Annotated in this window: 15 protein-coding genes; 6 read left to right on the forward strand and 9 right to left on the reverse strand. The window is 71.9% G+C overall.

From position 1 onward, the window contains the following. Positions 1–23: 23 nt before the first annotated feature. Together ACZ6JY_RS24980 and ACZ6JY_RS24985 are read right to left on the reverse strand one after the other, a co-directional pair. Positions 24–1,844, reverse strand: coding sequence for a non-ribosomal peptide synthetase (locus tag ACZ6JY_RS24980; protein ID WP_469198985.1), 1,821 nt, complete (start codon positions 1,842–1,844; stop codon positions 24–26). Next, complete coding sequence (locus ACZ6JY_RS24985) at positions 1,841–7,897, reverse strand: acyltransferase domain-containing protein (RefSeq protein WP_469198987.1); 6,057 nt, start codon at positions 7,895–7,897, stop codon at positions 1,841–1,843. The genes ACZ6JY_RS24980 and ACZ6JY_RS24985 overlap by 4 nt, the downstream gene beginning before the upstream one ends. Before the next feature lie 766 nt (positions 7,898–8,663). Between ACZ6JY_RS24985 and ACZ6JY_RS24990 the strand changes: the two genes are divergently transcribed. Together ACZ6JY_RS24990 and ACZ6JY_RS24995 are read left to right on the forward strand one after the other, a co-directional pair. Next, on the forward strand, positions 8,664–10,016 hold the full coding sequence (locus ACZ6JY_RS24990; RefSeq protein WP_469198989.1) for an MFS transporter: 1,353 nt from the start codon (positions 8,664–8,666) through the stop codon (positions 10,014–10,016). 442 nt (positions 10,017–10,458) lie between these two features. Then, positions 10,459–11,961 carry a PP2C family protein-serine/threonine phosphatase gene (locus tag ACZ6JY_RS24995; protein ID WP_469198991.1) on the forward strand — a complete coding sequence of 501 codons (1,503 nt, stop codon included), beginning with the start codon at positions 10,459–10,461 and terminating at the stop codon, positions 11,959–11,961. 94 nt (positions 11,962–12,055) lie between these two features. On the opposite strand, the gene ACZ6JY_RS25000 is transcribed toward ACZ6JY_RS24995, so the two are convergent. Continuing rightward, positions 12,056–13,549 carry a DNA-binding protein NsdB gene (locus ACZ6JY_RS25000; RefSeq protein ID WP_469198993.1) on the reverse strand — a complete coding sequence of 498 codons (1,494 nt, stop codon included), beginning with the start codon at positions 13,547–13,549 and terminating at the stop codon, positions 12,056–12,058. A 234-nt stretch (positions 13,550–13,783) separates the two neighbouring features. On the opposite strand from ACZ6JY_RS25000, the gene ACZ6JY_RS25005 reads away from it, so the two are divergent. The 3 genes from ACZ6JY_RS25005 to ACZ6JY_RS25015 all read left to right on the forward strand — a co-directional run bounded on the left by ACZ6JY_RS25005 (position 13,784) and on the right by ACZ6JY_RS25015 (position 18,277). Continuing rightward, complete coding sequence (locus ACZ6JY_RS25005; protein WP_469198995.1) at positions 13,784–14,971, forward strand: aminoglycoside phosphotransferase family protein; 1,188 nt, start codon at positions 13,784–13,786, stop codon at positions 14,969–14,971. Positions 14,972–15,189: 218 nt separating this feature from the next. Beyond that, positions 15,190–16,023, forward strand: a complete 834-nt coding sequence (locus ACZ6JY_RS25010) for an alpha/beta hydrolase (protein WP_469198997.1) — start codon at positions 15,190–15,192, stop codon at positions 16,021–16,023. A 262-nt stretch (positions 16,024–16,285) separates the two neighbouring features. Continuing rightward, positions 16,286–18,277 carry an N-acetylmuramoyl-L-alanine amidase gene (locus ACZ6JY_RS25015; RefSeq protein ID WP_469198999.1) on the forward strand — a complete coding sequence of 664 codons (1,992 nt, stop codon included), beginning with the start codon at positions 16,286–16,288 and terminating at the stop codon, positions 18,275–18,277. An 84-nt stretch (positions 18,278–18,361) separates the two neighbouring features. Here the strand turns inward: ACZ6JY_RS25015 and ACZ6JY_RS25020 are convergent, their stop codons facing one another. Both ACZ6JY_RS25020 and ACZ6JY_RS25025 read right to left on the reverse strand, forming a co-directional pair. Further along, a complete protein-coding gene (locus ACZ6JY_RS25020) occupies positions 18,362–20,695 on the reverse strand; it encodes a glycoside hydrolase family 95 protein (protein WP_469199001.1) in 2,334 nt (777 codons plus the stop codon). Positions 20,696–20,854: 159 nt separating this feature from the next. Then, positions 20,855–21,355 (reverse strand): hypothetical protein, encoded by a 501-nt coding sequence (locus tag ACZ6JY_RS25025; RefSeq protein ID WP_469199003.1) that lies wholly within the window; start codon positions 21,353–21,355, stop codon positions 20,855–20,857. A gap of 237 nt (positions 21,356–21,592) precedes the next feature. On the opposite strand from ACZ6JY_RS25025, the gene ACZ6JY_RS25030 reads away from it, so the two are divergent. Next, a complete protein-coding gene (locus ACZ6JY_RS25030) occupies positions 21,593–22,321 on the forward strand; it encodes a leucine-rich repeat domain-containing protein (protein WP_469199005.1) in 729 nt (242 codons plus the stop codon). Between the two features lie 36 nt (positions 22,322–22,357). On the opposite strand, the gene ACZ6JY_RS25035 is transcribed toward ACZ6JY_RS25030, so the two are convergent. From ACZ6JY_RS25035 to ACZ6JY_RS25050, 4 genes are all read right to left on the reverse strand, one after another. Beyond that, positions 22,358–22,600, reverse strand: a complete 243-nt coding sequence (locus ACZ6JY_RS25035; protein ID WP_469199007.1) for a DUF397 domain-containing protein — start codon at positions 22,598–22,600, stop codon at positions 22,358–22,360. 119 nt (positions 22,601–22,719) lie between these two features. After that, positions 22,720–23,898, reverse strand: coding sequence for a thiolase domain-containing protein (locus ACZ6JY_RS25040; RefSeq protein WP_469199009.1), 1,179 nt, complete (start codon positions 23,896–23,898; stop codon positions 22,720–22,722). Next, positions 23,895–24,974, reverse strand: coding sequence for a thiolase domain-containing protein (locus ACZ6JY_RS25045; protein ID WP_469199012.1), 1,080 nt, complete (start codon positions 24,972–24,974; stop codon positions 23,895–23,897). Before ACZ6JY_RS25045 ends, ACZ6JY_RS25040 begins: the two co-directional genes overlap by 4 nt. Further along, positions 24,975–25,937, reverse strand: coding sequence for a Zn-ribbon domain-containing OB-fold protein (locus ACZ6JY_RS25050; protein WP_469199014.1), 963 nt, complete (start codon positions 25,935–25,937; stop codon positions 24,975–24,977). Between the last annotated feature and the right edge of the window lie 11 nt (positions 25,938–25,948).

Raw genomic sequence — 25,948 nt, forward strand, 5'->3', positions numbered from 1 at the left:
CCTGCTTCGGTCGAGTCGGGGGCTCAGCTGCCGGTGGAGGTGGCACGGCCACGCAGCGCGGCACGCCGGGTGTTGGCGCGGCGGCGGGCGGAGGTGACCACCTCGGGGGTGGCGCCGCTCTCCTCGTCGAGCCAGCGGCCGAGGGAGGAGATGTCACGGAAGCTGAACAGGTCGGGCACGCGGACACGGCGGCCGAACCGCCTGGTCATCAGCCTGGCGAGGCGGACGAGGAGCAGGGAGTCGCCGCCCAGGTCGTAGAAGGCGGCCTTGACGTCGATGCCCGCGGGTTCGAGGTCGAGCAACTGGCCCCAGATCTCCGAGAGCGCCACCTCGGTCGGCGTGCTCGCGGCGGTCACGGGTACGTCGGTGCCGGCGGCCGGCGGCTCGGGCAGCGCGGCGCGGTCGAGCTTTCCGCCGGGCGCCAGCGGCAGTGCGGTCAGGAACACGAGTGTTCCCGGCACCATGTGGTCGGGCAGTTCGGTGGCGAGCCTGCCGTTGACGGTTGTCTGGAGCGCGGCGTCCAGCCAGACGCCGTCGCGGGGTTCGCCCTCGGGCACGACGTAGCCGATCAGCCGGTTGCCGCGTACGACGGCGGCGGCTTCCCTTACCTCGGGGCAGCCGGTGAGGCGGGCCTCGACCTCCTCCAGCTCGATGCGGTAGCCGCGGAGCTTGACCTGGTGGTCGGTGCGGCCGCCGAACCGGAGTTCACCGTCCTCGGTGAACGTGACGATGTCACCGGTGCGGTAGACGCGCTCGCCGTCCACGAACGGGTCCGGCAGGAACCGCTCGTCCGTGGTCTCCGGCCGGTTGACGTAGCCGTGGGCCAGTGCGACGCCGCCGATGTACAGCTCACCGGGCACACCTGCCGGCAGCCGCTCCATGTTCTCGTCGAGCACGTAGGCGCGGGCGTGGGCCGACGGCGGGCCGATCGTCGGCTCACCGGTCCCGTCCCTCGGCACGAGCCCGAACGAGCAGAAGACGGTTCCCTCGGTGGGCCCGTAGGCGTTGAAGACCCGGTCCGCGCCGGTCTCCTCGTACGCCCGGTCCACCAGCTTGCGCCGCAGGGGCTCGCCGCCGAACACGATCGTGCGCACGTTGGGCGGCAGGTACCCGGCGTCGAGCAGCCCGTTCATCACCGACGGGACGACGTTGAGGTGCGTGATCCGGTCGGCGTACGGGCTCTCCGGCAGATGCACGGCGCTCTGCACGAGCACGACGGCCCCGCCGCGGCACAGCGCGCCGAAGATCTCCATCACGGACATGTCGAAGCAGACCGAACTCGCCGCCGAGACGCCGCTCAGGTCGCGGCCCTCCAGGATCCGGTCCAGCTCGGCCAGCATGGCGACACAGCCGGGGTGGTGGATGGCCACGCCCTTGGGCAGCCCGGTGGAGCCCGAGGTGTAGATGATGTACGCGGTGTCGCCGGGCACGACCGGCACGGGCCGCTCACCTGGCTCGGTCGTCACGCTCTCGCCGAGGACGACCACGGTCGGCCCCGCCGGGCAGTTGGCCCGGGACGCGGGCGTGGTCAGCAGCAGCCGGGTGCCGCTGTCGCGGACCATGAAGGTCAGCCGCTCGGCGGGGTAGTCCGGGTCGAGGGGGACGTAGCAGGAGCCGGTGCGCAGCGTGGCCAGGAGCGCGACGAGCAGGTCGGGGGTGCGCTCGACGCAGATGCCGACCGGGACCCCGGGCCCCGCGCCCTCGGCGGCGAGCCGTTCGGCCAGGACGCGGGAGCGCTCGTTCAGGTCGCCGTAGGTCAGGACACCGGCGTCGGAGTAGACCGCGGGCGCGTCGGGGTTCTTGTCCGCCTGCTCGATGAACTCGGAGTGCAGGGTCTCGGTCACTGGTCCGTCCCTTCGGGGCGGCCGTTCGGCGCGATGTCCTTCAGCGCCAGGTCGGGGTGGGCGATCGAGTCGAAGAGCACGGTTCGGTAGAGGGCGAGCAGGTCCGTCACGGTCTGCCTCTCCAGATAGCTCGGTTTGTACTGGATGTGGCCGGCCACCTCGCCGTCGATGTCGGCCATGGAGATCTCCAGGTCGAATTTGGCGAGGTGCCTGCGCACCGGGAGCGGTTCGAGCGGCAGGGCGCCGTCGGGCGCGATGGTGTCGCCGATGCCGTGGAAGAGCTTCACGGACCGGGGGAAGGCGTCCGAGGACAGCCAGTTCACCACCACGTCGAACCACGGGGAGCGGCCCTCGGCCCGCGGCGGCTTCAACGCGGAGGCCAGCAGGTCCAGGGGGTAGTTCATGTGCTCGAGGAGGCCGAGCGAGAAGGCGTGGACCTCGGCGAGAAGGTCGCGGAAGCTGCGGTCCCCGGCCGGGTTCGCCCGTACGAGCACGGTGTTGAGGTAGTAGCCGACGGCGGATTCCCGGCCGGGTTCCGCGCGTTGGGCGATGGCGGTGGCCAGCACCGAGTCCTCGGCGCCGGTCGCCCGGTTGAGCGTGGCGAAGAAGCCGGCGAGTACGACGGTGCTGATCGACACGCCCTCGCTGACCGCGAACTCCCGGAGCAGGCGGCTCTCCTCGGCGCTCCAGCGGAACGTGAGGTCGCGGCCTTCGTAGGTGACGCCGGGCGGTCGTTCCCTGGTGGACAGATCCAGGTGGGCGGGCGGGTCGGCCAGCTTCTGGGACCACCAGTCCAGGGCCGCGTCGGCGGCCGGGCCCGCGAGCCACTGCCGTTCCCACTCGACGAACTCCGTGTAGGGGGCGACGGGTGCGCTGTCGGCCGGGTCGGCGCCCTCGTAGTACGCCTGGAGTTCGCGGATCATCACGTCGGCCGACGCCGCGTCGGACGCGATGTGGTGGACGAGCACCAGCAGGTAGTGGTCCTCGGGGCCGCGGGGCATCAGCACCACCCGGACGAGCGGCCCGTTGTCCATGTCGAGCGGCTCGTGCCCGAGTTCGGCCAGCGCCTCGCGGGCCTCCTCGTCGTCCAGCTCCGTGCTGTCGATGACCGCGAACTCGTAGACCGGTTCATCCAGGATGACCTGGTACGGACGGCCGCCCGCCTCGACGAACAGCGTGCGCAGCGCGGGGTGCCGCTCCATCACGGCCCTCACGGCGCGCTCCAGCGCCTTCTCGTCGACCGCGGCCCGGACGCGGGCGGCGACCATGAAGTTGTACGGCACGGCGTCCGGCGCGACCATCTGCATGAACCACAGCGAGGCCTGGCCGTGCGACGTCGGGGCGAGTTCGAGCCCCAGATCGTCGGCGCGCAACTGTTCCGCCGCCGGTGCGTCGGTGGGGTCGAGCAGCCCGCGCGCGGCCAGCTCCTCCACGAGTTCTTCGGCGTCCAGGTCGGAGAGGTCGTCGAGGAACGTGCGGCCGGGATGGGCCGTGGGTGCGGGCGGCCCGCCGGTGATTTCGACGAAGTGCCCGACGACCTCGGCTATCGTCCGGCCGTCCAGGAACACCACCGGCGACACCCGCTGCCCCAGCAGCGCCTGCATCCGGTTGACGAGGCGGATCGCCAGCATCGAGTCGAGGCCGAACTCGCGCAGCGTGGCGTTCTCGTCGAACCTGCTCACCGGCACGCCGAGACCGTCGGCGAGCTCGGCGAGGACGACTTCCCGCACCGACGTGGCCGCCGAAGCGGCCTTGTCGAGTCCACTCTCCGCGGGCTGCCGCTCCACCTGCTCGGCCACCGCCACATGTTCGGCGCCGGAGGCCGCGACGGACCGGGGGCCGGGCGTGGTGTCGAGCCAGTAGCGGTCCTTCTGCCACTGCACGAGCGGCGTCTCCACCACCTCGACGTCATCGGCGAACAACGGGTCGAAGGTCAGCGGCAGGCCCCTGACGTACAACGACGCGACGGCCGCCAGCAGGCAGCGGACGTCGCTCTCCTCGCGCCGCAGGGAGTTGACCGCGTGCACCTGGGCGCCACGGGTCACCGCGATCTCCTCGACCGCGCCCCGCAGCGTCTCGTGCGGGCCGATCTCGATGAAGGTGCCGATCCCGTCCTCGACCAGGGCACCGATCGTCTCGGCGAACCGGACCTGGTTGCGCAGGTTGTGCACCCAGTACTCGGCGTCGGCGACCGGGTCCACCGTGTCGGCCAGTGCCGTGGAGCGGAACTGGATGGTGTTCGTCAGGGGGGTGATGCCGTCGATGCTCTCGCGCAGCGGCTGGAGCAGCGGGTCCATGCCGGGGCTGTGCACCGGCCGTTCGACCCGGATGCGCCGCGTCGAGATCCCGTCCCGCCGAAGGTCGGCCTCCAGGGCGTCGACGGCGTCGGGCGAGCCGGAGACCGCCGCGCTGGTGGGGCTGTTGACCACGGCGACGGCCGCGTGCTCGGCGTACGGGGCGAGCCTCGGCAGCAGCTCCGCCTCCGGCAGGTCGACGGAGATCATGGCACCGGCTGCCGCCTTCCGTTCGAGCAGGTGCGAACGGGCGACCACGACGCGGGCGGCGTCCTGGAGCGAGAGCGACCCCGCGACGCAGGCGGCCGCGACCTCGCCGAGGCTGTGCCCGACGACGGCGGCCGGCTCGATGCCGAGTCCGAGCCAGACCTTGGCCAGCGAGACCTGGAGGGCGAACAGGACGGGCTGCTGGACGTCCATCTCCTCGTACCCGGCCTCTTCGGCGGGGGCGGCGAGCCGGTCGAGCACCGAGCCGCCGCCCGCCGCGCGCACGGCCGCGTCGCAGGCGGTCATCCACGTACGGAATCCGGTGTGCGAGCGCATCAGCTCCCGGCCCATGCCGACCCACTGCGTGCCGCCGCCGGAGAACACCAGCGCCACCCGCCGGTCGCTGTTGCCCGCGACGGTGCCCGTGACGACGTCGGGGTGCGGCCGGCCGGCGGCGACCCGGGCGAGTCCGTCCAGGACGTCCTGGCGGTTACGGGCGAACAGCGCCACCCGGTGGTTGTGGTGGGTGCGCCTGGTCGCGAGGGTGTGGGCGAGGTCGGAGACCCGCAGCCGCACGTCGCGCTCGACGTGGTTGGACAGTTCACGGCAGGTGTCGGCCAGCGCGCCCGCCGTACGCGCCGAGACGGCCACGAGCTGCACCTGCTCGTCGGCGGCCGGCTCGCCTCCGCCCGGGGTGACGTGGCGTCCCCGGTCGCCCGCGAGGAAGGGGTGGGGCGTGACGGGGTGACCCGCCGCGTACAGGGCTCCGAGGGAGCCGAGCAGAGTCGAGGCCTCGTCGGCGCCGCGCCGCAGCGAGGGCAGGGTGGCCGCCGTGAGGATCTCCGACACCGACTTGAGCAGGACGGGGTGCGGGCTGACCTCGATCACCGCGTCGATGTCGTGGGCGCGCAGGGTCGTCAGGGCGTCGACCACCCGGATCTCCTGGCGCAGGTTGTCCGCCCAGTAGTCGGGGCCCAGCTCGGGGCCGTCGACGCGTTCGCCGGTGACCGTCGAGATCATCGGGATGCGCGTGGCGCGGGGCGTGATGCCCGCCAGTTCGACCTTGAGGGGGGCGAGGACGTGGTCGACCAGCGGTGAGTGCGGTGCGTGGCCCATCCGCACCCGGTGGTGGGTGACGCCCTGGTCGGTCAGCCGCTGGACGAGGTCGTCGATCTCCTGCGGTGTGCCGGTCACCAGGGTGGAGTTGAGGCCGTTGCGGCCGGAGACGGTGAGCCCGCCAGTCAGGTGCCGCCCGGCCTCGTCCGCGCCGGTCATGACCACGATGCCCTCGCCGCGCCCCACGGCCAGTTGCTGGAGGAGTCTGCCGTGGTGGGCGGCCAGGCGTGAGGCGTCGTCGAAGTCGAGGGCTCCGGCGATGTGAGAGGCGGCGAACTCGCCGACGCTCTGTCCCACGACGACGTCCGGCTCCACCCCCAGCGAGCGCCAGGCGTCGGCCAGCGCGACCTGGAGGGAGAACAGCAGCGGCTGGAAGACGTCCATGTCGTCGATGCGGCCGTCGGGCGCCAGCATCTGCTCGACGAGCGAGAAACCGAGCAGCTCCCGCATGCGCTGGTCGGAGCGCATCAGGGAGCGGCGGAACACGGGCATTCCGGCGAGCAGTTGCCTGCCCATGCCCACCCACTGCGAGCCGTTGCCCGAGAACAGGAACGCCACCCGCGGCTTGCGCGCGCCCTTCTCCCCCACGCTCAGCCCGGCGGCCGCGGCCCCGCTGCGGAAGGCGTCGAGCTGTGTCCTGAGTTCGGTCATGTCGCGGGCGGCGGCCGCGAGCCGGAAGGTGCCGTCGCCGGGCGACCGGCCGCAGAGCGCCCGCAGGTCGCTCTCGTCACGCAGCACCGCGGCCCGCTCGGCCAGCGCCTCCCGTGAGTCCGCGGCGAGGAGCAGCAGGGAGCTCTCGGGGCGCGGCAGTTCCTCGACGGCAACGTGGCAGATCGCGCCGCCGAAGCCGAACGAGCTGACGCCGCCGCGGCGCGCGTCGGACCGTCGCGGCCACGGCGTCAGCCGGTCCTGGACGGTGAGGTGGTACTCGTCGAACATGATCTGCGGGTTCGGGGCGGTGTAGTGCAGGCTCGGCGGCAGCACGCCGTTGCGCATCGAGAGGGCTAGCTTGACCAGGCCGACGATGCCGGCCGCCGCCTCCAGGTGCCCGACATTGGACTTGACGGAGCCGAGGCGCAGCGGCTCCGCGCGGTCACCGCCGAGGACGGCGCCGATGGCGTTGGCCTCGATGGGGTCGCCGAGGGGGGTCGCGGAGCCGTGGCACTCGATGTAGTCCACGAGGTGCGGCGCGATGCCCGCCCGCTGGTAGGCGGTGCGCAGCATCTTCTCCTGCGCCTGGGGGTTCGGCGCGGTCATGCCGTTGCTCAGGCCGTCGTTGTTGGACGAGCTGCCCTTGATCAGGCAGTACACCGGCAGGTCACGTTCGAGGGCCACACTCAGCGGGGCAAGCACGACGACGCCGGCGCCCTCACCTCGTACGTAGCCGTCGGCGCGGGCGTCGAAGGACTTGCAGCGGCCGTCGGGGGCGAGCGCGCCCATGGCGTCCATGGCGGTGTAGTAGTCGGAGACGAAGCTCAGGTTCACGCCGCCGGCGAGGACCAGCTCGCTCTCGCCCAGCCAGATCGACTGGCACCCCACGTGTACGGAGACCAGTGATCCGGCGCAGGCGGCGTCGATGGCCATGCTCGGGCCCTGGAGGCCGAGGACGTAGGAGACGCGGTTGGCGATGATGCCGTCGTGCATGCCGGTCGCGGTGTGCGGGGTGATCTGGCTGTCGGGCCCGCGGTAGTGCGCGAGGGCGGCGTAGTCGCCCCAGCAGGAGGCCATGAACACGCCGGTGTCGCTGCCGACGAGGCTGTTCGGCGCGACACCCGCGTCTTCCAGCGCCTCCCAGGCCAGTTCGAGGATCAGACGCTGCTGCGGGTCCATCTGGACGGCTTCGCGCGGTGAGATGCCGAAGAACAGCGGGTCGAACTGGTCGATGCCGTCGATGAACCCGCCCCAGCGCACCCTGTCGTTCAGGAGCTCGCGCCGCGCGGCGGGCACCGGTCCGACGGCGTCGCGGCCCTCGGACAGCAGTCGCCAGAACGCGGAGGGGTCGGGGCCGCCGGGGAAGCGGCAGCCGATGCCCACGATCGCGACGGGCTCGTGCGATGCCGTGCGGCGGGCGCCGCTCGGCGCGGCCGGCTCGGGCCGTGGACCGTCGGCGAGCGCGCGGGCGAGCGCGTCGACGGTCGGGTGCTGCCACATCCGGGTGACCGGGACTTTCCAGCCGAGGAATTCGGACAACGAGGCGGCGAGAGTCGACAACTTCAGCGAATCCAGGCCATATCGCTGCATCGGTGTCGAGCGGTCCAGCGCGTTCTTGGACAGGTCCGTCAAGTCGGCGACACGAGAAAGTAAAAACTCCGTTATGGCATGCGAATCTCGTGCTGCGCGCTCTTGGGGCATTTCGGCTCCTCGGCAGGGCGGATCGAATGTACCGGTGCGGCTCGCGGCCGACTGATTTACGGCTCGGTGAATGCGCGGCCCCATTCGGGACAGCGGTCATGGGTGAATACGGCTGTACGGCTCACCTGCGAGCGTGCCGATGGGCACGGCCGGGGCCGATGGGCGGCAAAGGGGCACGGGCCGGCGCTCGGGCAGCCGACGACCGGAATGGCTCAGGACACGGAAGCTTCGCTTCTACGCGTCGAGTACCGCGGTGGAGCGGGACAGGGGTGGCCCTGTCAGAGGGGGAAGGACCCGTGACGTGCTGGGCGGAGTGTGCCGTCCCTGGCAGGAAGGCATGTCTGGAGAAGAACTGGTACCCGCACCGCGGCCCGACCCCCGTTAAGTCGTCCTGGCTGAATCGGACGCGCGGTCCGATTCAGGATCACTGCCCCCGGCGGTCCGGCCGCCGGTGCGCATCGTGCGTTTCCTGGTCAATTCAATGCCCAGGGCAGGAATTACGTGGTCTGACGTGGACCGTATCACCGGGTACTCGTCCGACCGACGAACTGCAGACTGCCACTTTGTGAATGATGGAACAAGAGTGCCTCATGGGCCGGAAGGTGCACTGGCGTGAATCAAACCCCCCGCTGACTGATTCGCTCTCTTGTCGCGCAATGGCTTTGAGGCGTTATGGACGTCATGCGGAGCGAGGGGCGGAAGGGCCCGTCTGGACACGGGGTCGAGCGGCGTTGCAAGCTCTCGCCATGAAAATCTTGAACCACGGCCCTTCGCCGGCCGGCGCCCGCGCCGCGGGCGGGACGAGCGCCCGATTAGGGCTCTGCCGGGGCGAGTTCGCCGGGAGGCCCGCGTGACCAGTACCGAGGTGCTGTCACGGCAGCGGCCGGGCCTCGCGCTCGGAGTGCTGGCCGGGGCGCTCGCCCTGGACGTGAGTGGTCTCGCGGTGCTCAACGCCGCTCTACCGTCCGTCGGCGACCGTTTCGGCATGGCCGACTCCACACTCCAGTGGGTCATGATCGCCTACGCCGTCACATTCGCCGGCTTCCTGCTGGTGGGCGGCCGCCTGGCCGATGTGCTGGGCCGCCGCAGGGTGTTCGAGGCCGGTGTCGCGCTGTTCACCGTGGCCGCGCTGGCCGGGGCGCTGGCTCCCAGCACCGAGGTGCTGCTCGGCGCGCGGGCGGTGCAGGGCATCGGCGCGGCCCTGTCGGGGCCGGCCGCACTGGCCCTGCTGACCGAGGTGTTCCCGGCCGGTCCTGCGCGGAACCGGGCGCTGAGTGTGTACGCGGCGGTCGGCGCCGCGAGCTTCAGCGGCGGGGTGCTGCTCGGCGGAGTGCTGACCCAGTTCTTCGGCTGGCGCTCCGTGCTGTGGTTCTCGGTGCTCCTCGGCCTCGCCGTGCTGGCCGCGACGCGCGCAGGGCTGCCCGACGGGGCCGGGCGCGGCGGCGGGCTCGACCTGCCCGGCGCGATATCGGGCACGCTCGGCCTCACCCTGCTGGTCGTCGGCGCGAGCAGTCACGGCACCCTGGCGTGGACCGCGCTCTGCGCCGCGGTGGCCTTCCTGGTGCTCTTCGTCATACGCGAACACCGCACCGACGACCCGGTTCTCCCGCTCGGCCTCTTCCGCGTCTCCTCGGTACGCTCCTCGAGCCTCGCGGCGTTCCTTCAGTACATGGGCTCGGTCGGGCAGCTCTTCTTCGCACCGCTGTATCTCCAGGAGATGCTGGACTACTCCCCGCTGGAGTCCGGTCTCGCCCTGGTGCCGATGTCGGCGGGCGTCTTCCTCACCGCCAACTTCGCCACCGGCCGCCTGCTGGCCAAGTACCCCCCGCGCACGCTGATGGTCGTCGGGCTCGTCCTGATCGGCGCGGGAACAGCGCTGTGGATGAGCACACCGCACGACGGCTCCTACGCCCTGTACGTGCTGCCCGGCCTGCTGATCAGCGGCATCGGCCAGGGGCTGAACTTCCCCGCGATGACGTCCGCGGCGCTCACCGGCGTCGCGCCGGAGCAACACGCGGTGGCCGGTGCGGTCAACGTCGTGGCCCAGCAGATCGGCGCCAGCGTCGGCGTGGCGGTCATGGTCCTGACCGCGGCGACCCAGGACGACAAGCTCGGCGGCTACCACCTCGCGTACTGCGTGGGCGGCGCCGCGTGTCTGGTCGGAGCGGTGATCATCGCCACGACGGGCCGAACACCGCGCTGACGGTGTCGCGGTGGCCGGCGTGGTACCTGCGTTCCCGAATGCGCCGTGCGTTCGTTCCCGGACGCCCGGCGCACGCCGTTTTCCGTACGCACCCGACGGCGGAGCCGATTTGGCACACACGTACGACCATCGAACGGGATTTGCACACATACGCGAGTACGGAACGGGACGGACCGGGTCGACGTAGACGAACCACCCTGGCACAGCCTCGAAGACCGGACAGGAACCCCGCATTCCATCCGGAAACGCCTACGCTTTCTTCACCATTTATCCATGGACTTACGCCCCGGTACGCACATACCCGCAGGACAAAGGCATATGCCGTAAGCAACACCGCATCGACTGTTGCCAAATGCCTTACGGGCCCCCATCCGCTGTGCCAGAGTCGTGAGCGGTCCACCACCGCCGAGTCGGTCGCACCGCCACTTCAACGGAGCACCCCATGCCGTCCCACGTCTTCGCGGACCACACCGCCGCCCAGCCGCCCGAGCGCGGCGCGGTCGACGCGCTGATCTCGCAGACGCGCCGCCTGCGCGGCGAGGTCGACGCCATGCGACGCGAGACCGCGGCCGACGGCGGGGACCCGACGGGGCGCTGGCAGCGGGCACTGTGCGACCTGGCGGTGCACCAGCTCAACGACGTCGACGACCATCTCGCCCAGCTGCGGGAGGGCCCGCCGCGGGCAGGAGGGGAGCCCGCGGCGCCGGCCGCACCCGCCACGAACGGACCGCGCCGGGGCTCGCTCCTGAGCCGGGTCGGCAGCGCCGAGTGGGACCTCCTGACCGACGAGGCCACCTGGTCCGGCGAGCTCTACGAAATCCTGGGCCGCGACACGGCCGCCCCGCCCCTGTCCCTGGACGAACTCCCCGCCCTCGTGCACAGCGAGGACCAGCCTCTGCTGACCGCGATGGTCACGGACTGCCTCGTCGACGGAAAGCCGATCGACGGCGAGTTCCGCGTCGTGCGGCCGGGCGGCGGCGTGCGCCAGGTGCACATGATGGGCGAGCCGGTGCTCGCGGCCGACGGCTCCACCGCTTCCATGTGGGCGGTCCTGCGGGACGTGAGCGAGCTGCGCCGCAGCAGGCTCGCCGTCCACGAGAGCCGGGACTCACTGCGGCGCCCGCACGACCTCAGGGACACCGGCCACGGCCTCACGGACGCCGACCACGACCTCAGGGACACCGGTCACGGTCCCGTGCACACCGACCACCGGCTCGCGGACACCGATCACCGGCTCGCGGCCGCCCTTCAGGAAGCGGTCCTTCCGCCCTGGCGCGACACCCTGTGGTTCCCGGCCGGCGGCCCCGGCGGGCTCGACCTCGCCGCCGACCACCTCCCCTCCACCGCCGGCGCCCCGATCGGCGACGGCTGGTACGACGCCATACAACTCCCGGGCGGCGACGCCCTGTTGAGCGTCGGCAACCTCACCGGGCACGGCGTCACCGGCACCTCCGGCATGGCGATGCTGCTCGGCGCCCTGCGCGGCATGGCGGTCACCGGAGCCCACCCGGGCAGCCTCCTCGGCTGGCTGAACCAGCTCCTCGACGCCACCGCACAGGCCGCCATCGGCAGCGCCATCTGCTGCCGGTACAACCCGGCGACGGGCCTGCTCACCTGGGCGCAGGCGGGCCACCCCGCCCCCCTGCTGTTCCGCGAAGGGGCGGGGCGCGCGCTGACGCCACCGGGCGGCGTACCCCTCGGAGCCACCTCCGGAGCCGCGTACGGGCAGGCGGAAGTACAACTGCGCCCCGGCGACCTCCTGCTGCTGCACACCGACGGCCTGGTGCCCCGGTGCGACCGGGACGCGGCCACGACCGAACTGCTCGCGATGGCACCCCGGTTCACCGGGGCACAGAGCGCGCAGGACTGTGTGCGTGCCGTCGTGGAGGCGTTCGGCGAGACCCCTCGCGAGGACGACGCCTGCCTGCTGATGGCACGGGTCTAGCCCTCTGCCCGCCGTATCGGAACCGCTGTGTCGGAATCACTGTGTCGGAACCGCTGTGTCGGAACCTTTTTGCCCGCTCGTCAGGACGGGCGCGTCACACCCTCGCCGTCCGGCTCGCCGATCTGACCCCCTTCGGCAGCGCCAGCCTGATCTCCTCGCGCAAATCCTGGATCTTCGGGTAGCCGGAGTACTGCCCCGTCAGCCTGAACATCTCGCGCAGCCGGTCCCAGGTGCGGTGGGACGAGTTGGAATTTATCGACACCAGGGCCAGGCGCGCGTAACGGTCGGCCTGTTCCGGGTCGTCGGCGATGAAGCAGGCCGATGCCAGCGAGATGTAGTCGAAGATCTGCGAGCGGTCGCGGCCCTTGGCCCGCAGTTCGATGGCCAGCTTGGCGTGCCGCTGTGCGACGCTCGCCGCGGCCGGCTCGTGATCGGCGAGGGTGCGATAGGCCAGGGCCTGCATGCCGTGCAGGTCCGCCTCGTCGAACATCTGCATCCAGCTCGGCGGCTCCACGTCCCCTTTGTCGGAGACGAAGAGATCCTCGGCGAGGCCCAGCGTGCGCCGCATGGCCTGGCCGTGCCCCATCGACGCCTGCGCCCAGGCCTCGATGGTGTACAGCATGGCCTTCGTGCGCGGCAGGGCCTCGTCGCCGCCGCCGGACTTGGCAAGCTTCATCAGGTCGAGGGCGTCGTCCGGCTTGCCGAGGTGCACCATCTGGCGGGCGGCCCGTGACAGGGCCTCCCCGGCGCGCGGCCGGTCTCCGCCCTCCCGCGCCGCGTGCGCCGCGATGACGAAGTACTTCTGCGCCGTGGGTTCGAGGCCGACGTCGTGCGACATCCACCCGGCGAGGACGGCGAGGTTGGCGGCGACGCCCCACAGGCGCCGCTGGAGATGGTCGGGGTGGCGGTAGGCGAGCATGCCGCCCACTTCGTTGAGCTGGCCCACCACGGCCTTGCGCTGGAGTCCGCCGCCGCGGGAAGCGTCCCAGGCGCGGAACACCTCCACCGAGCGCTCCAGCTCCTCGATCTCCTGGGAGCCGATGGGAGCGGCCTCGTAGCGGTCGGCCCCGGCGGGATCGACGTGGAGGGGGTCGTTGATGCGGGGGGCGTCGGCCGCGAGGGCCGGGTCGGCGTGCAGCCAGTCATGCATGGCGCTGCTGAGCGCGGAGCCTGCGGCAAGCGCAGCGCCCGCGCCCACCAAGCCGCGTCGGTTGAGCATGAGGTCCATTCCCGTGAATTCGGTGAGGACCGCGGCCGTCCGCTCGGGCGCCCATGGCACGCCGTCGGGGTGCTCCACACTCCCGTCGCCCTGCCGCTTCCCTGGGCGTCCCTGTCGGACCAGACCTAGATCCTCAGTGGTCACGACACGGCCGAGACGCTCGGTGAACAGAACAGCCAGCACCCGGGGCACCGGATCGCGCGGGATCTCCCCCATGTCGATCCACCGCCGCACCCGCGAGGTGTCGGTGGCCAGCTGCGGGTGGCCCATGGCCGCCGCCTGCCGGTTCACCAGTCTCGCGAGCTCACCCTTGGACCAGCCGGCCAGGCCGAACAGGTCCGAAAGGCGGGTGTTGGGTTGTCCGTTCACGTCAAGCCCCCAGGTTCTCGGCTGAGTTGACAGTAACCGTCTGTCAGTTGCTGAGCGACTATTCGCCAGGGTTCGCCAGGGTGCGCCACATGGTGTGCCAGGGGGCGCCGGGTGTCAGGTAGGAACGCGCCACCCCGACCCGGTCGCCGCAAGGCACTCCCCAGGGTGCACCCGAAGCGGCCGGGACGGGAGGTGCTCGCAATCCACAGGCACACGAAGGGATCTGTATCTCCCATGTACGCAGCATCGTCCTCCGTGTCCGCCCCGCCTCGGCCGCCGCGTCCGCGCCCCCCCGTCCAGCGGGGCCGCGAAGCATCCCCCTCGCCGGGGAGCGGCCCCTATCTGGAGCCGGTGCGGTCCTCCGCCGCGCAGCTCGGCGTCGGCCGTGCGCACCGACTGCCCGGGGCCGGCACACAACCGCTCAGCGGGAGACTCGACTTGTCCGGCCCCCAGGGGGCGCAACTGCGGACCGCGATCGCCTCGGTGCACCGCATCTGCCCGGAGTTCAACCCCGTACAGGTGCTCCGTCGCAGCGGCCGCACCGTCCTGCTCATCGGCACCGCCGGGCGCGGCACCGCCGTCGCCAAGTGTCTGCTCGACCACTCGCCCGCCTGGTCGGAGCGGCTGCGGCACGAAATAGCCGCTTACCGCTCCTTCGTCCGCCACCGCCCGCCGGTCAGGGTGCCGCGGCTCATCGCCGCCGACCCCGATGACTGCACGCTGGTGATCGAGCGGATGCCGGGGCGTGTGGCGGCGTTGCAGCGGCATCCGATCGAGGCCCCGCCGCGGGCGGACATCCGCGCGGCGCTCGGTTCCGTCGTCCGCCTCAACCAGTGGCGGCCGCCGGCGGAGATGTTCGGCAGGCCGCTGGACTACGGCAAGCGGATCGCCTACTTCCATAACCTGGGCCTGCTGACCGACCGGGACATGGGCGACCTTCAGAAGCTGCTGCACGGGATCGCGCACTCGGCCGTCCACCAGGGCGGCGGGACGCAGGCGATGTGGCAGTTCTGCCACGGCGACGCCCTGCTCTCCAACGTCCTGCTCTCGCCGCCCGGGCCGGTCCTCGTCGACTGGGAGCACGCGGGCTGGTACCTGCCGGGATACGACCTGGCGACGCTGTGGGCGGTCCTCGGTGACGCCCCGGTGGCGCGGCGCGAGATCAGTCAGCTGGCGCAGTCGGCGGGCCCGGCGGCGGGCGACGCCTTCCTGGTCAACCTGATGCTGGTGCTGACCCGCGAGATCCGTACGTACGAAACGGCCGTGCAGCGTTCGATGCACGACTCGACCCCGGCGGCACCGGGCCCGGCCCATCCCGGTGCTGTGCCGTCCGGCGAGGAACAGCGGCTGCTGCTGAGGCGGCTGCACGACGACTGCCAGCTGGCCCGCCGGGCCGTGCGTGCGGCGGTCGGCACTCGCTGACGGGGACCGGAGGTCCGCGGCGCGCCGGGGGGGGTCCGGGCGTACCGCGGACCTTCGTATGCCCCTGGTCTGTTCCCGTGTCCTGGGCGGGGGACAACGCACCGTGGCCTATGCCACGGCCCGCGTCTCACCCGCCGTTCCGGTTGCGCGGGCGGCAGTATCGGCCATCCTGTCACGTTCGCCGTACGGCCGCGGCCTTGCGACCGTAGCGTCAGGGTATGTCCGCCACTGACGCAGAGCAGATCGACCGGGCCAACGCCTCCGGTCGCACGCCGGTCGTATTCGTGCACGGCCTGTGGATGACCGTGAGCAGCTGGGACCACTGGCTCCCGCACTTCGAGGCCGCCGGGTACGCGCCGGTCGCGCTGACCTGGCCCGGTGAACCGGCGACGGTGGCCGAGGCCCGCGAGCACCCCGAGGCCATCGCCGGCAAGACGGTCAAGATGGTCGCCGACCACCTGGCCGCCCTGATCGGCACCCTGGAGCGCAAGCCCGCCGTCGTCGGGCACTCCGTGGGCGGTCTGCTCACGCAGATCCTCGCGGGGCGCGGCCTGTCCGAGGTCTCCGTGGCGATCGACCCGGCGCCGTTCCGCGGCGTCCTGGCGCTGCCGATGTCGACGGTGCGCTCACTGCGCCCCATGATCGCCAACCCGGCAGACCGGAAACGCGCCAAGCTCCTGACCTTCCCCCAGTTCCGCTACGCGTACGCCAACGCCGTCAGCGAGGAGGAGGCCAGGGCCATCTACGACCGCTATGCCGTGCCGGCGCCCTGTGCCCCGCCCGCGCAGGCGGCGATGGCCAACCTCAATCCGCGTACAGAGGCGAGGGCGGACTGCCGGACCGCGCGGCGCGGCCCGCTGCTGATCATCTCCGGGGGCCGGGACAACGCCGTGCCCTGGTCGCTGGCCAACGGCGCGTACAAGCGGCAGAAGGCCAACGTCAACGTCACGGAGATCGTCGAGCTGCACGGGCGGGACCACGCGCTGACCCTGGACAGCCGGTGGCAGGAGGTCGCCGAGACGGCGCTCGCGTTCGTGCGCCGCTTCGTCTGACCTCTCGCCGTTCACCACCTCTTGCCGCTCATCCGAACAGGTGATCTTCACGCCGCTCATTGGTCCATGCCACTGACGCACCGCAGGCGGTGTGGCCTCCCCTGGCGAAAACCCTCCTTGACCCGGCCGGACCAGCGCTGACTTGGGAAATTCCCTGTCCTGGGCATGATTGACGGATCGTCGGCGAGCCGGTACCACTGACCCACGCCCGGCCCGCACGCCCCGTCACGCATCACCGGCCCAGAAGTCCCAGGAGGCTGCTTTGCGAGGATCCGCCCGTGCCCGTACGTCGTCCGCGCGCAGACGCACCATCAGGACGGCGGGCGCCCTCGCGTCGGCCGGGCTGCTCGTGCCGCTGCTCGGCGCGGCTCCGTCGTCCGGTGCCGACCGACCGTCGTCCGACACCGACCTGCAGAGCGCCTTCGCCGCCGCGTCCGCCGAGTACCGCGTGCCCCAGAGCGTGCTGCTCGGCGTCTCCTACCTCCAGTCCCGCTGGGACGCGCACGGCGGCGCGGCCAGCGTCACCGGCGGCTACGGCCCCATGCACCTGACCGACGCGCGCGCCGCCCTCGCCGCCGCCTCGCACCACAGCGAGGGGACGGAGGACCCGCGCGGCGACACCTCGCGCCCCGCGAAGACGCCGAAGGCCGAGGTGCCCGCGGAGAGCGAGGTCCCCGCGCGGCTCAAGACGCTGCCGCGCGCGGCGGAGCTGACCGGCCTGCCCGCCGAGAAGCTGCGCGGCGACACCGCCGCGAACGTCGAGGGCGGCGCGGCGCTGCTCGCCGCGGCCCAGAAGAAGCTCGGCAAGCCGCTGGGCGGCGACCCCGCCGACTGGTACGGCGCGATCGCCCGCTTCTCCGGGGCCGACGACCGGGCGACGGCGGCGACGTACGCCAATGACGTGTTCGCCGTCATCCGCGACGGCCAGCGGCGCACCACGGACTCCGGGCAGCGCGTGACGCTCGCGCCCCGCCCGGGTCTCAGGCCCGACGCCGCGCAGCTCGAACGCATGGGTCTGCGCAAGGCGCCGACGGGCAACACGGAGTGTCCGAGGACCGTCTCGTGCGAGTGGATTCCCGCGCCGTACGAGGAGTTCAAGGACCCCAACGGCAACCCCGACTACGGCAACCACGACCTGGGGGACCGTCCCAAGAGCCAGAGCATCGACTCGATCGTCATCCACGACACCGAGGGCCGGTGGGAGGGCGTCCTGAAGATGGTGCAGGACCCGACCTATGTGTCGTGGCAGTACTCCCTGCGCTCCACCGACGGCCACATCGCCCAGCACGTGAAGGCCAAGGACGTCGCCTGGCACGCGGGCAACTGGTACGTGAACGCCAAGTCGATCGGCCTGGAGCACGAGGGCTTCCTGGTCGCCCCGGACACCTGGTACACCGAGGCCATGTACCGGACGTCGGCCCGGCTGGTGAAGTACCTCGCCAAGCGGTACGACATCCCGCTGGACCGCCAGCACATCCTGGGCCACGACAACGTCCAGGGCACGACGTCCTCCGGAATCCCGGGCATGCACACGGACCCCGGCCCCTACTGGGACTGGCAGCACTACTTCACGCTGCTCGGCAAGCCGTTCCAGCGCACGGCGGGGGCGAAGGGCGGCGTGGTGACGGTGGCGCCGGAGTACGCGAAGAACAAGCCGGAGTACACGGGCTGCGTCAAGCCCGCCGAGAAGTGCGTGCCGCACGGTTCGGCCGCGGTGCGCGTGCACACCGAGCCGCGCGACGACGCGCCGCTGATCAAGGACATCGGCAAGCGGCCCGGCGGCCAGGACTCCACGATCGACGTGAACGACGTGGGCGCGCGGCTCTCCACCGGCCAGCAGTACGCGGTCGCCGAGCGCAGGGGCGACTGGACCGCCGTGTGGTACCTCGGCCAGAAGGCGTGGTTCAAGAACCCGAAGAAGCAGCCCACGGCCGTCGACGCCAAGGGCCTGGTGGTGACGCCGAAGGCGGGCGCCACGGAGGTGCCGGTCTACGGGCGGGCCTACCCGGAGAAGGAGGCCTACCCTGCGGGCGTCCCCGTGCAGGCGGTCTCCCCGCTGCCGTACAAGATCCTCGCGGGCCAGCGGTACGTGATCGGCGACAAGGTCCCCGGCGAGTACTTCTACTCGCCGACGTTCGACACCGCGCCGCACAAGGTGGTGCGCGGCAAGGACATGTACTACGTGATCCAGTACGGGCACCGGATCGGGTACGTGCGGGCGGCCGACGTGCGGGTGGTCCCCTCGTCCACGTGACGGTGTGGTGACCGGCCGGGTCCGGGTCCGCGTGGGAAGCGGGCCCGGACCCGGCGCGTGTGCGCGTGCGTGTGCGTGTGCGCGTCAGCCGAAGACGTGGCGCTGCCCGGCCCGCGCCCTGAAGGTCTTCGTCCCGCCCCTGAACAGGGTGGAGCGCAGGGTGAGTTCACGGGTGCGGGAGGCCCTGACGACGACACGGGTGGCGCGGCCCGCCGCCCAGGTGATGTCGAGTGTGGCGCCGCCGCGTGCGCGCAGGCCCCTGACCGAGCCGTCCGGCCAGCTCGCCGGCAGCGCGGGCAGGATGTCGAGCACGTCGTGCTGGCTCTGGAGCAGCATCTCCACGATGCCGGAGGTCGCCCCGAAGTTGCCGTCGATCTGGAACGGCGGATGGGTGTCCCAGAGGTTGGGCAGCGTGGAGGACCTGAGCTGTTCACCGAGCATCTTGTGGGCGTGGTCGCCGTCGCGCAGCCGCGCCCAGAAGTTGATCTTCCAGGCCTTGGACCAGCCGGTGCCGCCGTCGCCGCGGGCGGTGAGGGAGACCTTGGCCGCGTCGGCGAACGCGCTGCCGGCCTCGATCCGGCGGCCGGGGTGCAGGGCGTAGAGGTGGGAGACGTGCCGGTGCTCGTCGTTCTTGTCGTCCAGGTCGGCCTTCCACTCCTGGAGCTGGCCCCAGGAGCCGATCCGCAGCCCCGGGTCGAGGTCGGCGAGCGTCCGTTCGAGGTCGGCGCGGAAGGCCGGTGAGTCGCCGAGGGTCCGCGCGGCCTCCAGGGTGTTGGTGAACAGGTCGTGGACGATCTGCTGGGCCATGGCGCCGCCCGCGGTGAAGTCCCCGTGCTCGGGCGAGTAGCTGGGCGTGACGACCAGCTTGCCGTCGCGCGGATCGGTGCGCAGGTTGTCCAGCCAGAACTCCGCGGCCTCCTTCATCACCGGGTAGGCCGTGGCGCGCAGGTAGTCCGTGGAGCCGCTGAAGCGGTAGTGCTCGTAGAGCTGGGCGGTGAGCCAGGCCGCGGCTTCGGGGAACCAGAAGGCGGTCGGCCAGTCGTGCACTCCGGTGAACCCGTAGGGGTTGGTCTCGTTGTGCACGACCCAGCCGCGGCTGCCGAACATCTCCTCGGCGGTACGGCGGCCGGGCGCGCGCAGCGCCTCGACGAAGCGGTCGTAGGGGGCGGTGGTCTCCGCGAGGTTGGCGGCCTCGGCGGGCCAGTAGTTCATCTGCAGGTTGATGTTGGTGTGGTAGTCCGCCGCCCAGGGCGGGTTGGTGCTGTTGTTCCAGACGCCCTGGAGGTTGGCGGGCAGGGAGCCCGCGCGCGAGGAGGCGATGAGGAGGTAGCGCCCGTACTGGAAGAACAGCGCCTCCAGGGCACGGTCGGCGGCGCTCGCGCCACCCCCGTACTCCGTGAGCAGCCGGTCGGTGGGCACGTCGGCGGGCAGGGCCTGTCCGATGTCGAGGGCGACGCGGTCGAACAGGGCCCGGTGATCGCGCAGGTGCCGGGCGCGGAGTGCCGTGTGGCCCGCCGCGACCGCCTTGTCCACGGTCCGCGTGACGGCGGCGTGCGGGTCCTCGCCGCGGTAGCGGGGGTAGGTGTCGGCGTAGTCGGTGGCCGCCGCGAGCACGAACCAGACGTGGTCGGCGCCGGTCACCGTGACGCCGCCGTCGCTGTTCGCGGCGCGGGTGCCGCCCTGGTGCCGCACCCGGAGCTGCGCCTCGAACCGCAGGCCGTTGTCGGCCAGCGCACCGCGCACGGTGATCCGGTCACCGTCCGCCTTCGCGGTGAAGTCGGCGCGGGGCGAGGTATAACGCAGGGTGCAGGTGACCTTGGCGGCACGGTCGGCGGAGAGCCGCCCGACGATCACCCCGTCCGGGTACGAGGCGAAGAACTCCCGGTGGTGGCGCACCTGTTGCCGCTCGTACGTGACGGTCGCGAGCCCTTGGCCGAGGTCGAGCGCGCGGCGGTAGCCGGCGTCGGGCGCGGCCGGGGCGCCGGGCACGTCGATGTGCAGCTCGCCGAAGCTCTGGTGGGCACCGTAGCCGCGCTTGGCCTGGCCGAGTTCGGAGGCGACCGCGTCGGGGGCGAGCCGGCCCTCGGCGTCGAGTTCCGTGCGGACGGCGTCGAGGACGCCGGGCCTCGGGGCGCGCCAGTTGCCGGAGTCGTAGCCGTCCTTCGAGCCGGGGCCGCCGGTCCACAGCGTCTTCTCGTTGAACTGGAGCCGTTCGGAGGCGAGCGTCCCGAAGACCATGGCGCCGAGGGCGCCGTTGCCTATGGGCAGGGCCTCGCGCTCCCAGTCGGCGGCGGGAGCGGCGTACCAGAGCAGCAAGTCATCGGAGGTGTCGCCCGCTGTGTCTTCTGCGGCCGCGGCGTCGGCGAGCACTCCGCCACTCGCCGCGAGCCCGGCGGCACCGCCCAGCGCCGACTTCATCGTGGTTCTTCGCGTGATCCCGTGAGAGGTCCCCTGAGTCATGACCGGCCACGCTAAAGGTCCGATGACTGGGTGGCAAGGCATGGAACAGCCCCGTTCCATGGACGGAACGGGGCGAAGGTTGGACGGATGTGGGCCCGGGTGATCGCCAGGCGCAGGTCAGCCCTGCTGGAAGAGCTCCGCGGGCAGCGGCTTCAGGAGCGCGTACAGATCGTCGGTGATCGGGCGGTCCCAGGCGGCGATGGTCACCAGGACATTGTCGCTCCGGTCGAACTGCACGCACGAGATGCGGCTCTCCGAGAGCTTCAGGCGGCGCACGATGAGGAGGTTGTCCCCCTGCATCACCGGGATGTCCTCCGTGGAGACGACCGTGATGTCCTCGTCGTTCTCCAGGGCCAGGAGGAGCTGCGCCACCTCGAAGGGGATCTCGCCCTCCTCGGTGTCGCGCGCGGGCGAGCCCTCGGGGAGATTGCCGATGATCATCGCGGGGCCGCGCCCGCCGAAGAGGTCGTAGCGCAGGAACACGCCCTGGCAGCTGCCGTCGGGCGCGGGCAGCAGGCCCGCGCCGAGGTTGCCGGGCCAGTCACCGGGATCCATGGCCAGGACGTCGAATTCCGGGCCCGCGGGAGTGGCGGAGCTGCGGCGGCGGAGGAAGGACATGCGCCCATGGTACGTGGCCCGCGAGGTTTACCGGCGCGGGGGCCGTGCCCCGCCGGGGGCCGCGCGGGCCCTGCCGGGGCGTGTCCGCATGCCCGGAGCGCCTGCCCGACCAGTGGTGACGCTCGCACGGGTGAACACCGGCGGTGACGGCTGACATCCACGGACACGGCCCGGCGCCGGCGGCTGCCACTCACGGGGAAGAATGGCGCACCCGGCACAGACGGAGAGGCCCGACGCATGGACGACGGAAGCACCGTACTCAACTACTGGCACGGCGGTCTCGACGCCGTACCGGACGAGGTCTGGCACCACCCGTGTCTGGAGGTGCTGCTCCTGCCCGACAACGCGCTCACGCGCCTCCCGCCCCGCATCGGCACGCTCGGGAACCTGCACACCCTGGATCTCGGGCACAACAGACTGCGCACGATCCCCGCCGAGCTCGGTGACCTCACCCGGCTCAGCCGCTTCCTCTACCTCCACGACAACGAACTCACCGAGCTGCCCGCGTCCCTCGGCCGGCTCACCCGGCTCGCCTACCTGAACGTGGGCGAGAACCGTCTGACCGCGCTGCCCGACGCACTCGGCACCATGAAAGGACTGGTCGAACTCCGGGCCCAGCACAACCGGTTGGCGTGCCTCCCTGAGACGGCCGGCTCGCTCACCTCGCTGCGCGAACTGTGGCTGCGCGGCAACCGGCTCGGGGACCTGCCCGCGTCCGTGGGCCGCCTGCGCGAGCTGCGCGAGGTGGAGCTCCGGGAGAACGCCTTCACGGCCGTCCCTGAGGCCCTGCGCGGCCTGCCCCTGCTGCGCCGTCTGGACCTGCGCGCCAACGGCATTCGCCGACTCCCCGACTGGCTCGCGGAGTTGCCCGCCCTGGAGAAGCTTGACCTGCGCTGGAACGACACCCAGGTCCACGGCGGGCTGCTGCGGGCGCTTCAGGACAAGGGCTGCGTGGTGCTCCGCTAGGGGGGACGCCATTCGGCTCCCCCCGACCACGGAGCTCTACGTCAGGTCGAACTCGCCCTCGCGGGCACCGTGGACGAACGCCCCCCACTCCGCCGGGGTGAAGATCAGGGACGGGTTCTCGGGGCGGCCCGCGTTGCGCATCGCGATGAAGCCTTCGACGAAGGCGATCTGTACGTCGCCGCGCCCCTCGCTGCTCGATCGCCAGTCGGCCCTGCTGAGGTCGAGCTCCGGCTTGTCCCAGCCCGCGAGTGGATGCTGCTGAATGGTGCCTTCGGCCACGTCCGTGCTCCTCCCGAATGCGTCGGTCCGGCGTCAGCCTAGCTTTCGCTCCGGGCGCCGCACAGGCCGTGTGAGAAGGCGGTGCTACGCCGCTCCGGATTATGTCTCGTACAAGCCGCTCAGGAGGTGGGCGGTTCCGCCCCGACGAGCCACATCGAGAAGAACTGCGAGCCGCCCCCGTAGGCATGGCCGAGAGCCCTGCGGGCCCCTTCCACCTGGTGTTCGCCTGCCTGGCCGCGCACTTGGAGCGCGGCCTCCGCGAAGCGGATCATGCCCGAGGCGCCGATGGGGTTGGTGGACAGGACGCCGCCGGACATGTTCACCGGCAGATCGCCGTCCAGTTCCGTCACACCGGCCTCGGTGAGCTTCCAGCCCTCGCCCTCCGCCGCGAAGCCGAGGTTCTCCAGCCACATCGGCTCGTACCAGGAGAACGGCACGTACATCTCGACCGCGTCGATCTCCCTGCGCGGGTCCGCGATGCCCGCCTGCCGGTAGACGTCGGCCGCGCAGTCCTTGCCCGCCTGCGGCGAGACGAAGTCCTTGCCCGCGAAGAGCGTCGGCTCGCTGCGCATCGCGCCGCCGTGCATCCAGGCGGGCGGACGGGGCGAACGCGCCGCGCCCGCACGGTCGGTGAGGACCATCGCGCACGCGCCGTCGGAGGAGGGGCAGGTCTCCGAGTAGCGGATCGGGTCCCACAGCATGGGCGAGGCCTGGACCTTCTCCAGGGTGATGTCCTGCTCGTGGAGGTGCGCGAAGGGGTTCTTGAGGGCGTTGCGGCGGTCCTTGTACGCGACGAGCGAGCCCACCGTGTCGGGCGCACCGGTCCGCCGCATGTACGCGCGCACGTGCGGGGCGAAGAAGCCGCCCGCCCCGGCGAGCAGCGGCTGCTGGAAGGGGATGGGCAGCGACAGGCCCCACATCGCGTTGGATTCCGACTGTTTTTCGAAGGCGAGGGTCAGCACGGTGCCGTGGACGCGGCCCGCGACGAGGTTGGCGGCGACCAGCGCCGTGGACCCGCCGACGGACCCGGCCGTGTGCACGCGCAGCATGGGTTTGCCGACCGCGCCGAGGGCGTCGGCGAGGTACAGCTCCGGCATCATGACGCCCTCGAAGAAGTCGGGCGCCTTGCCGATGACCACGGCGTCGATGTCGGCCCAGGTCAGCTCGGCGTTGGCCAGGGCGCGCACGGCGGCCTCGCGGACGAGCCCGGCGATCGACACGTCACGCCGGGCGGCCACGTGCTTGGTCTGCCCGATCCCGACGACGGCGACGGGTTCTCTGCCTGCCGGACGGCTCATCGAGCCTCTCCTTCCAGGAGGGCGACCAGGTTCTGCTGGAGGCAGGGCCCGGAGGTGGCGTGCGCGACGGCCCGGTCCGACTCGCCGCGGTGGATGCGGGCGGCGGCCTCGCCGAGCCGGATCAGCCCCGCGGCCATCAGGGGGTTGGCGGCGAGCGCGCCCCCCGAGGGGTTCACCGCGACGTCGTCGCCGAGCCGCAGGGCCTCGCGCAGGACGACCTCCTGGGAGGTGAAGGGCGCGTGCAGCTCGGCGGTGTCCACGGGGCGTTCGAAGACTCCGGCGCGCTCGGCGGCCAGCCGGGTGGAGGGCGAGTCGGTGAGGTCGCGCACCCCGAGGCCGTGCGCCTCGACGCGGTGGTCGATGCCACGGATCCACGCCGGCCGTCCGCACAGCTCACGGGCCCGTTCCCCCGCCGCGAGGATCACGGCGGCCGCCCCGTCACCGATCGGCGGGCAGTCACCGGTACGCAGCGGGCGCACGACGTACTCCCCCTGCGCGACGGTCCCGGCGAGCTGCGCGTGCGGGTTGGCGGCGGCATCGGCACGGCTGCGCCGCGCCACCCCGGCGAGCGCCGGCTCATCGGTCCGCCCCGCGTCGATGAGCGCCTGCGCCTGGAGCGCGGCGAGCGCCACGGAGTCGGGCCAGAGGGGAGCGACGTAGTACGGGTCGAGCTGCCGGGTCAGCACGTCGCGCACGGAGCCCGGCGAGGATTTGCCGTAGGAGTAGACGAGGGCGGTGTCGGCCTCGCCGGTCTGGAGCTTCGTCCACGCCTCGTACAGCGCCCAGGCCCCGTCCATCTCCACGTGCGACTCGGAGATGGGCGGCCAGGCGCCGACCCCGTCGAGCGCCATGGTGAAGGAGAAGGCGCGCCCCGCGAGGTAGTCGCAGGACCCGGAGCAGGTGAACCCGATGTCGCTGGTCTTCAGCCCGGTGGCCGCGAGCACCTCGTGCAGCACCGGCATGAGCATCTCCACCTCGGAGAGCTCGTCGGTGGAGCGCAGGTGATCGGTCTGCCCGAAGGCGACGACGGCGACCTCGCGGGCGGGCCGCATCACGGACGGCGTGCGGGGCGCCATCTACACCAGCTCCTTGTACGTGTCGTAGTCGGCGTCGGGCTCGCCCGTGGGCCGGTAGTGGTCGGGAAAGCGGCCGCCGTCCGTCCACACCGGCTCGACGCGCAGCCCCATGCGCACCTGGTCGTAGGGGACCCCCGCGATACGCGCGTGCAGGGCGAGGTCGGCTCCGTCCAGCGCGATGTGCGCGTAGACGTAAGGGACGTCGATGTCGAGGTTCTTGGCCTTGATGTTGACGATGCAGTACGTGGTGACGGTCCCGCGCGGCCCGACCTCCACGCGCTCGGCCGTGGCGACGCCGCAGGTGGGGCAGGCGCCGCGGGGCGGGACGTACACCTTGCGGCAGGACGGGCACCGCTCGCCCACGGTCCGCCGCTCGGACAGGGCGTTGATGTAGGCGGTCTGGGCGCGGCCCGGCGAGTAGCTGTAGTCGAGCCGGGCGGCGGCGACGATCCCGGTGACGGGCTCGTCGAAGACCCCGCTGTGCGGCACGGGGCCCCGGCCCGTCTCCCCGCCCTCCTCCGGCTCGAAACAGGCGATGTCGGTGATGGCACCGACCCGTTCACCGGCCCACCGCACCCGCACGCGCATCCCGGTCCGCACGGCCTCGGGCCCCGGCACGTCGAGCGCGTGCAGCAGTGCGGTGTCGGCCCCGTCGAGCCGCACCAGAACCCAGGCGAACGGAGTGCCGAGCGGCTGTCCGCGCCGGGGTTCGTGGTTCCAGGCCCAGGTGGTGACGGCCCCGGTGGCACCGACCTCGACGAGGTCACGTATCTCCTCGGCGGTGACGGGGTCGTACTCGACGGGCGGCACGAGGACCCGCCCGTCCCCGGTCCGCACCCCGAGCAGGGTGCGCTCACGCAGCCCGGTGAGGAAGGCGCTCTGGACGGTCCCGAGCGACCGGGTGAAGGGAAACTCGACGACAAGAGGGGCACGAAGCACCCCGGTAGAGCCGACAGCCGACATGAACACTCCGT

This window comes from Streptomyces sp. NPDC046335 (assembly GCF_055587985.1).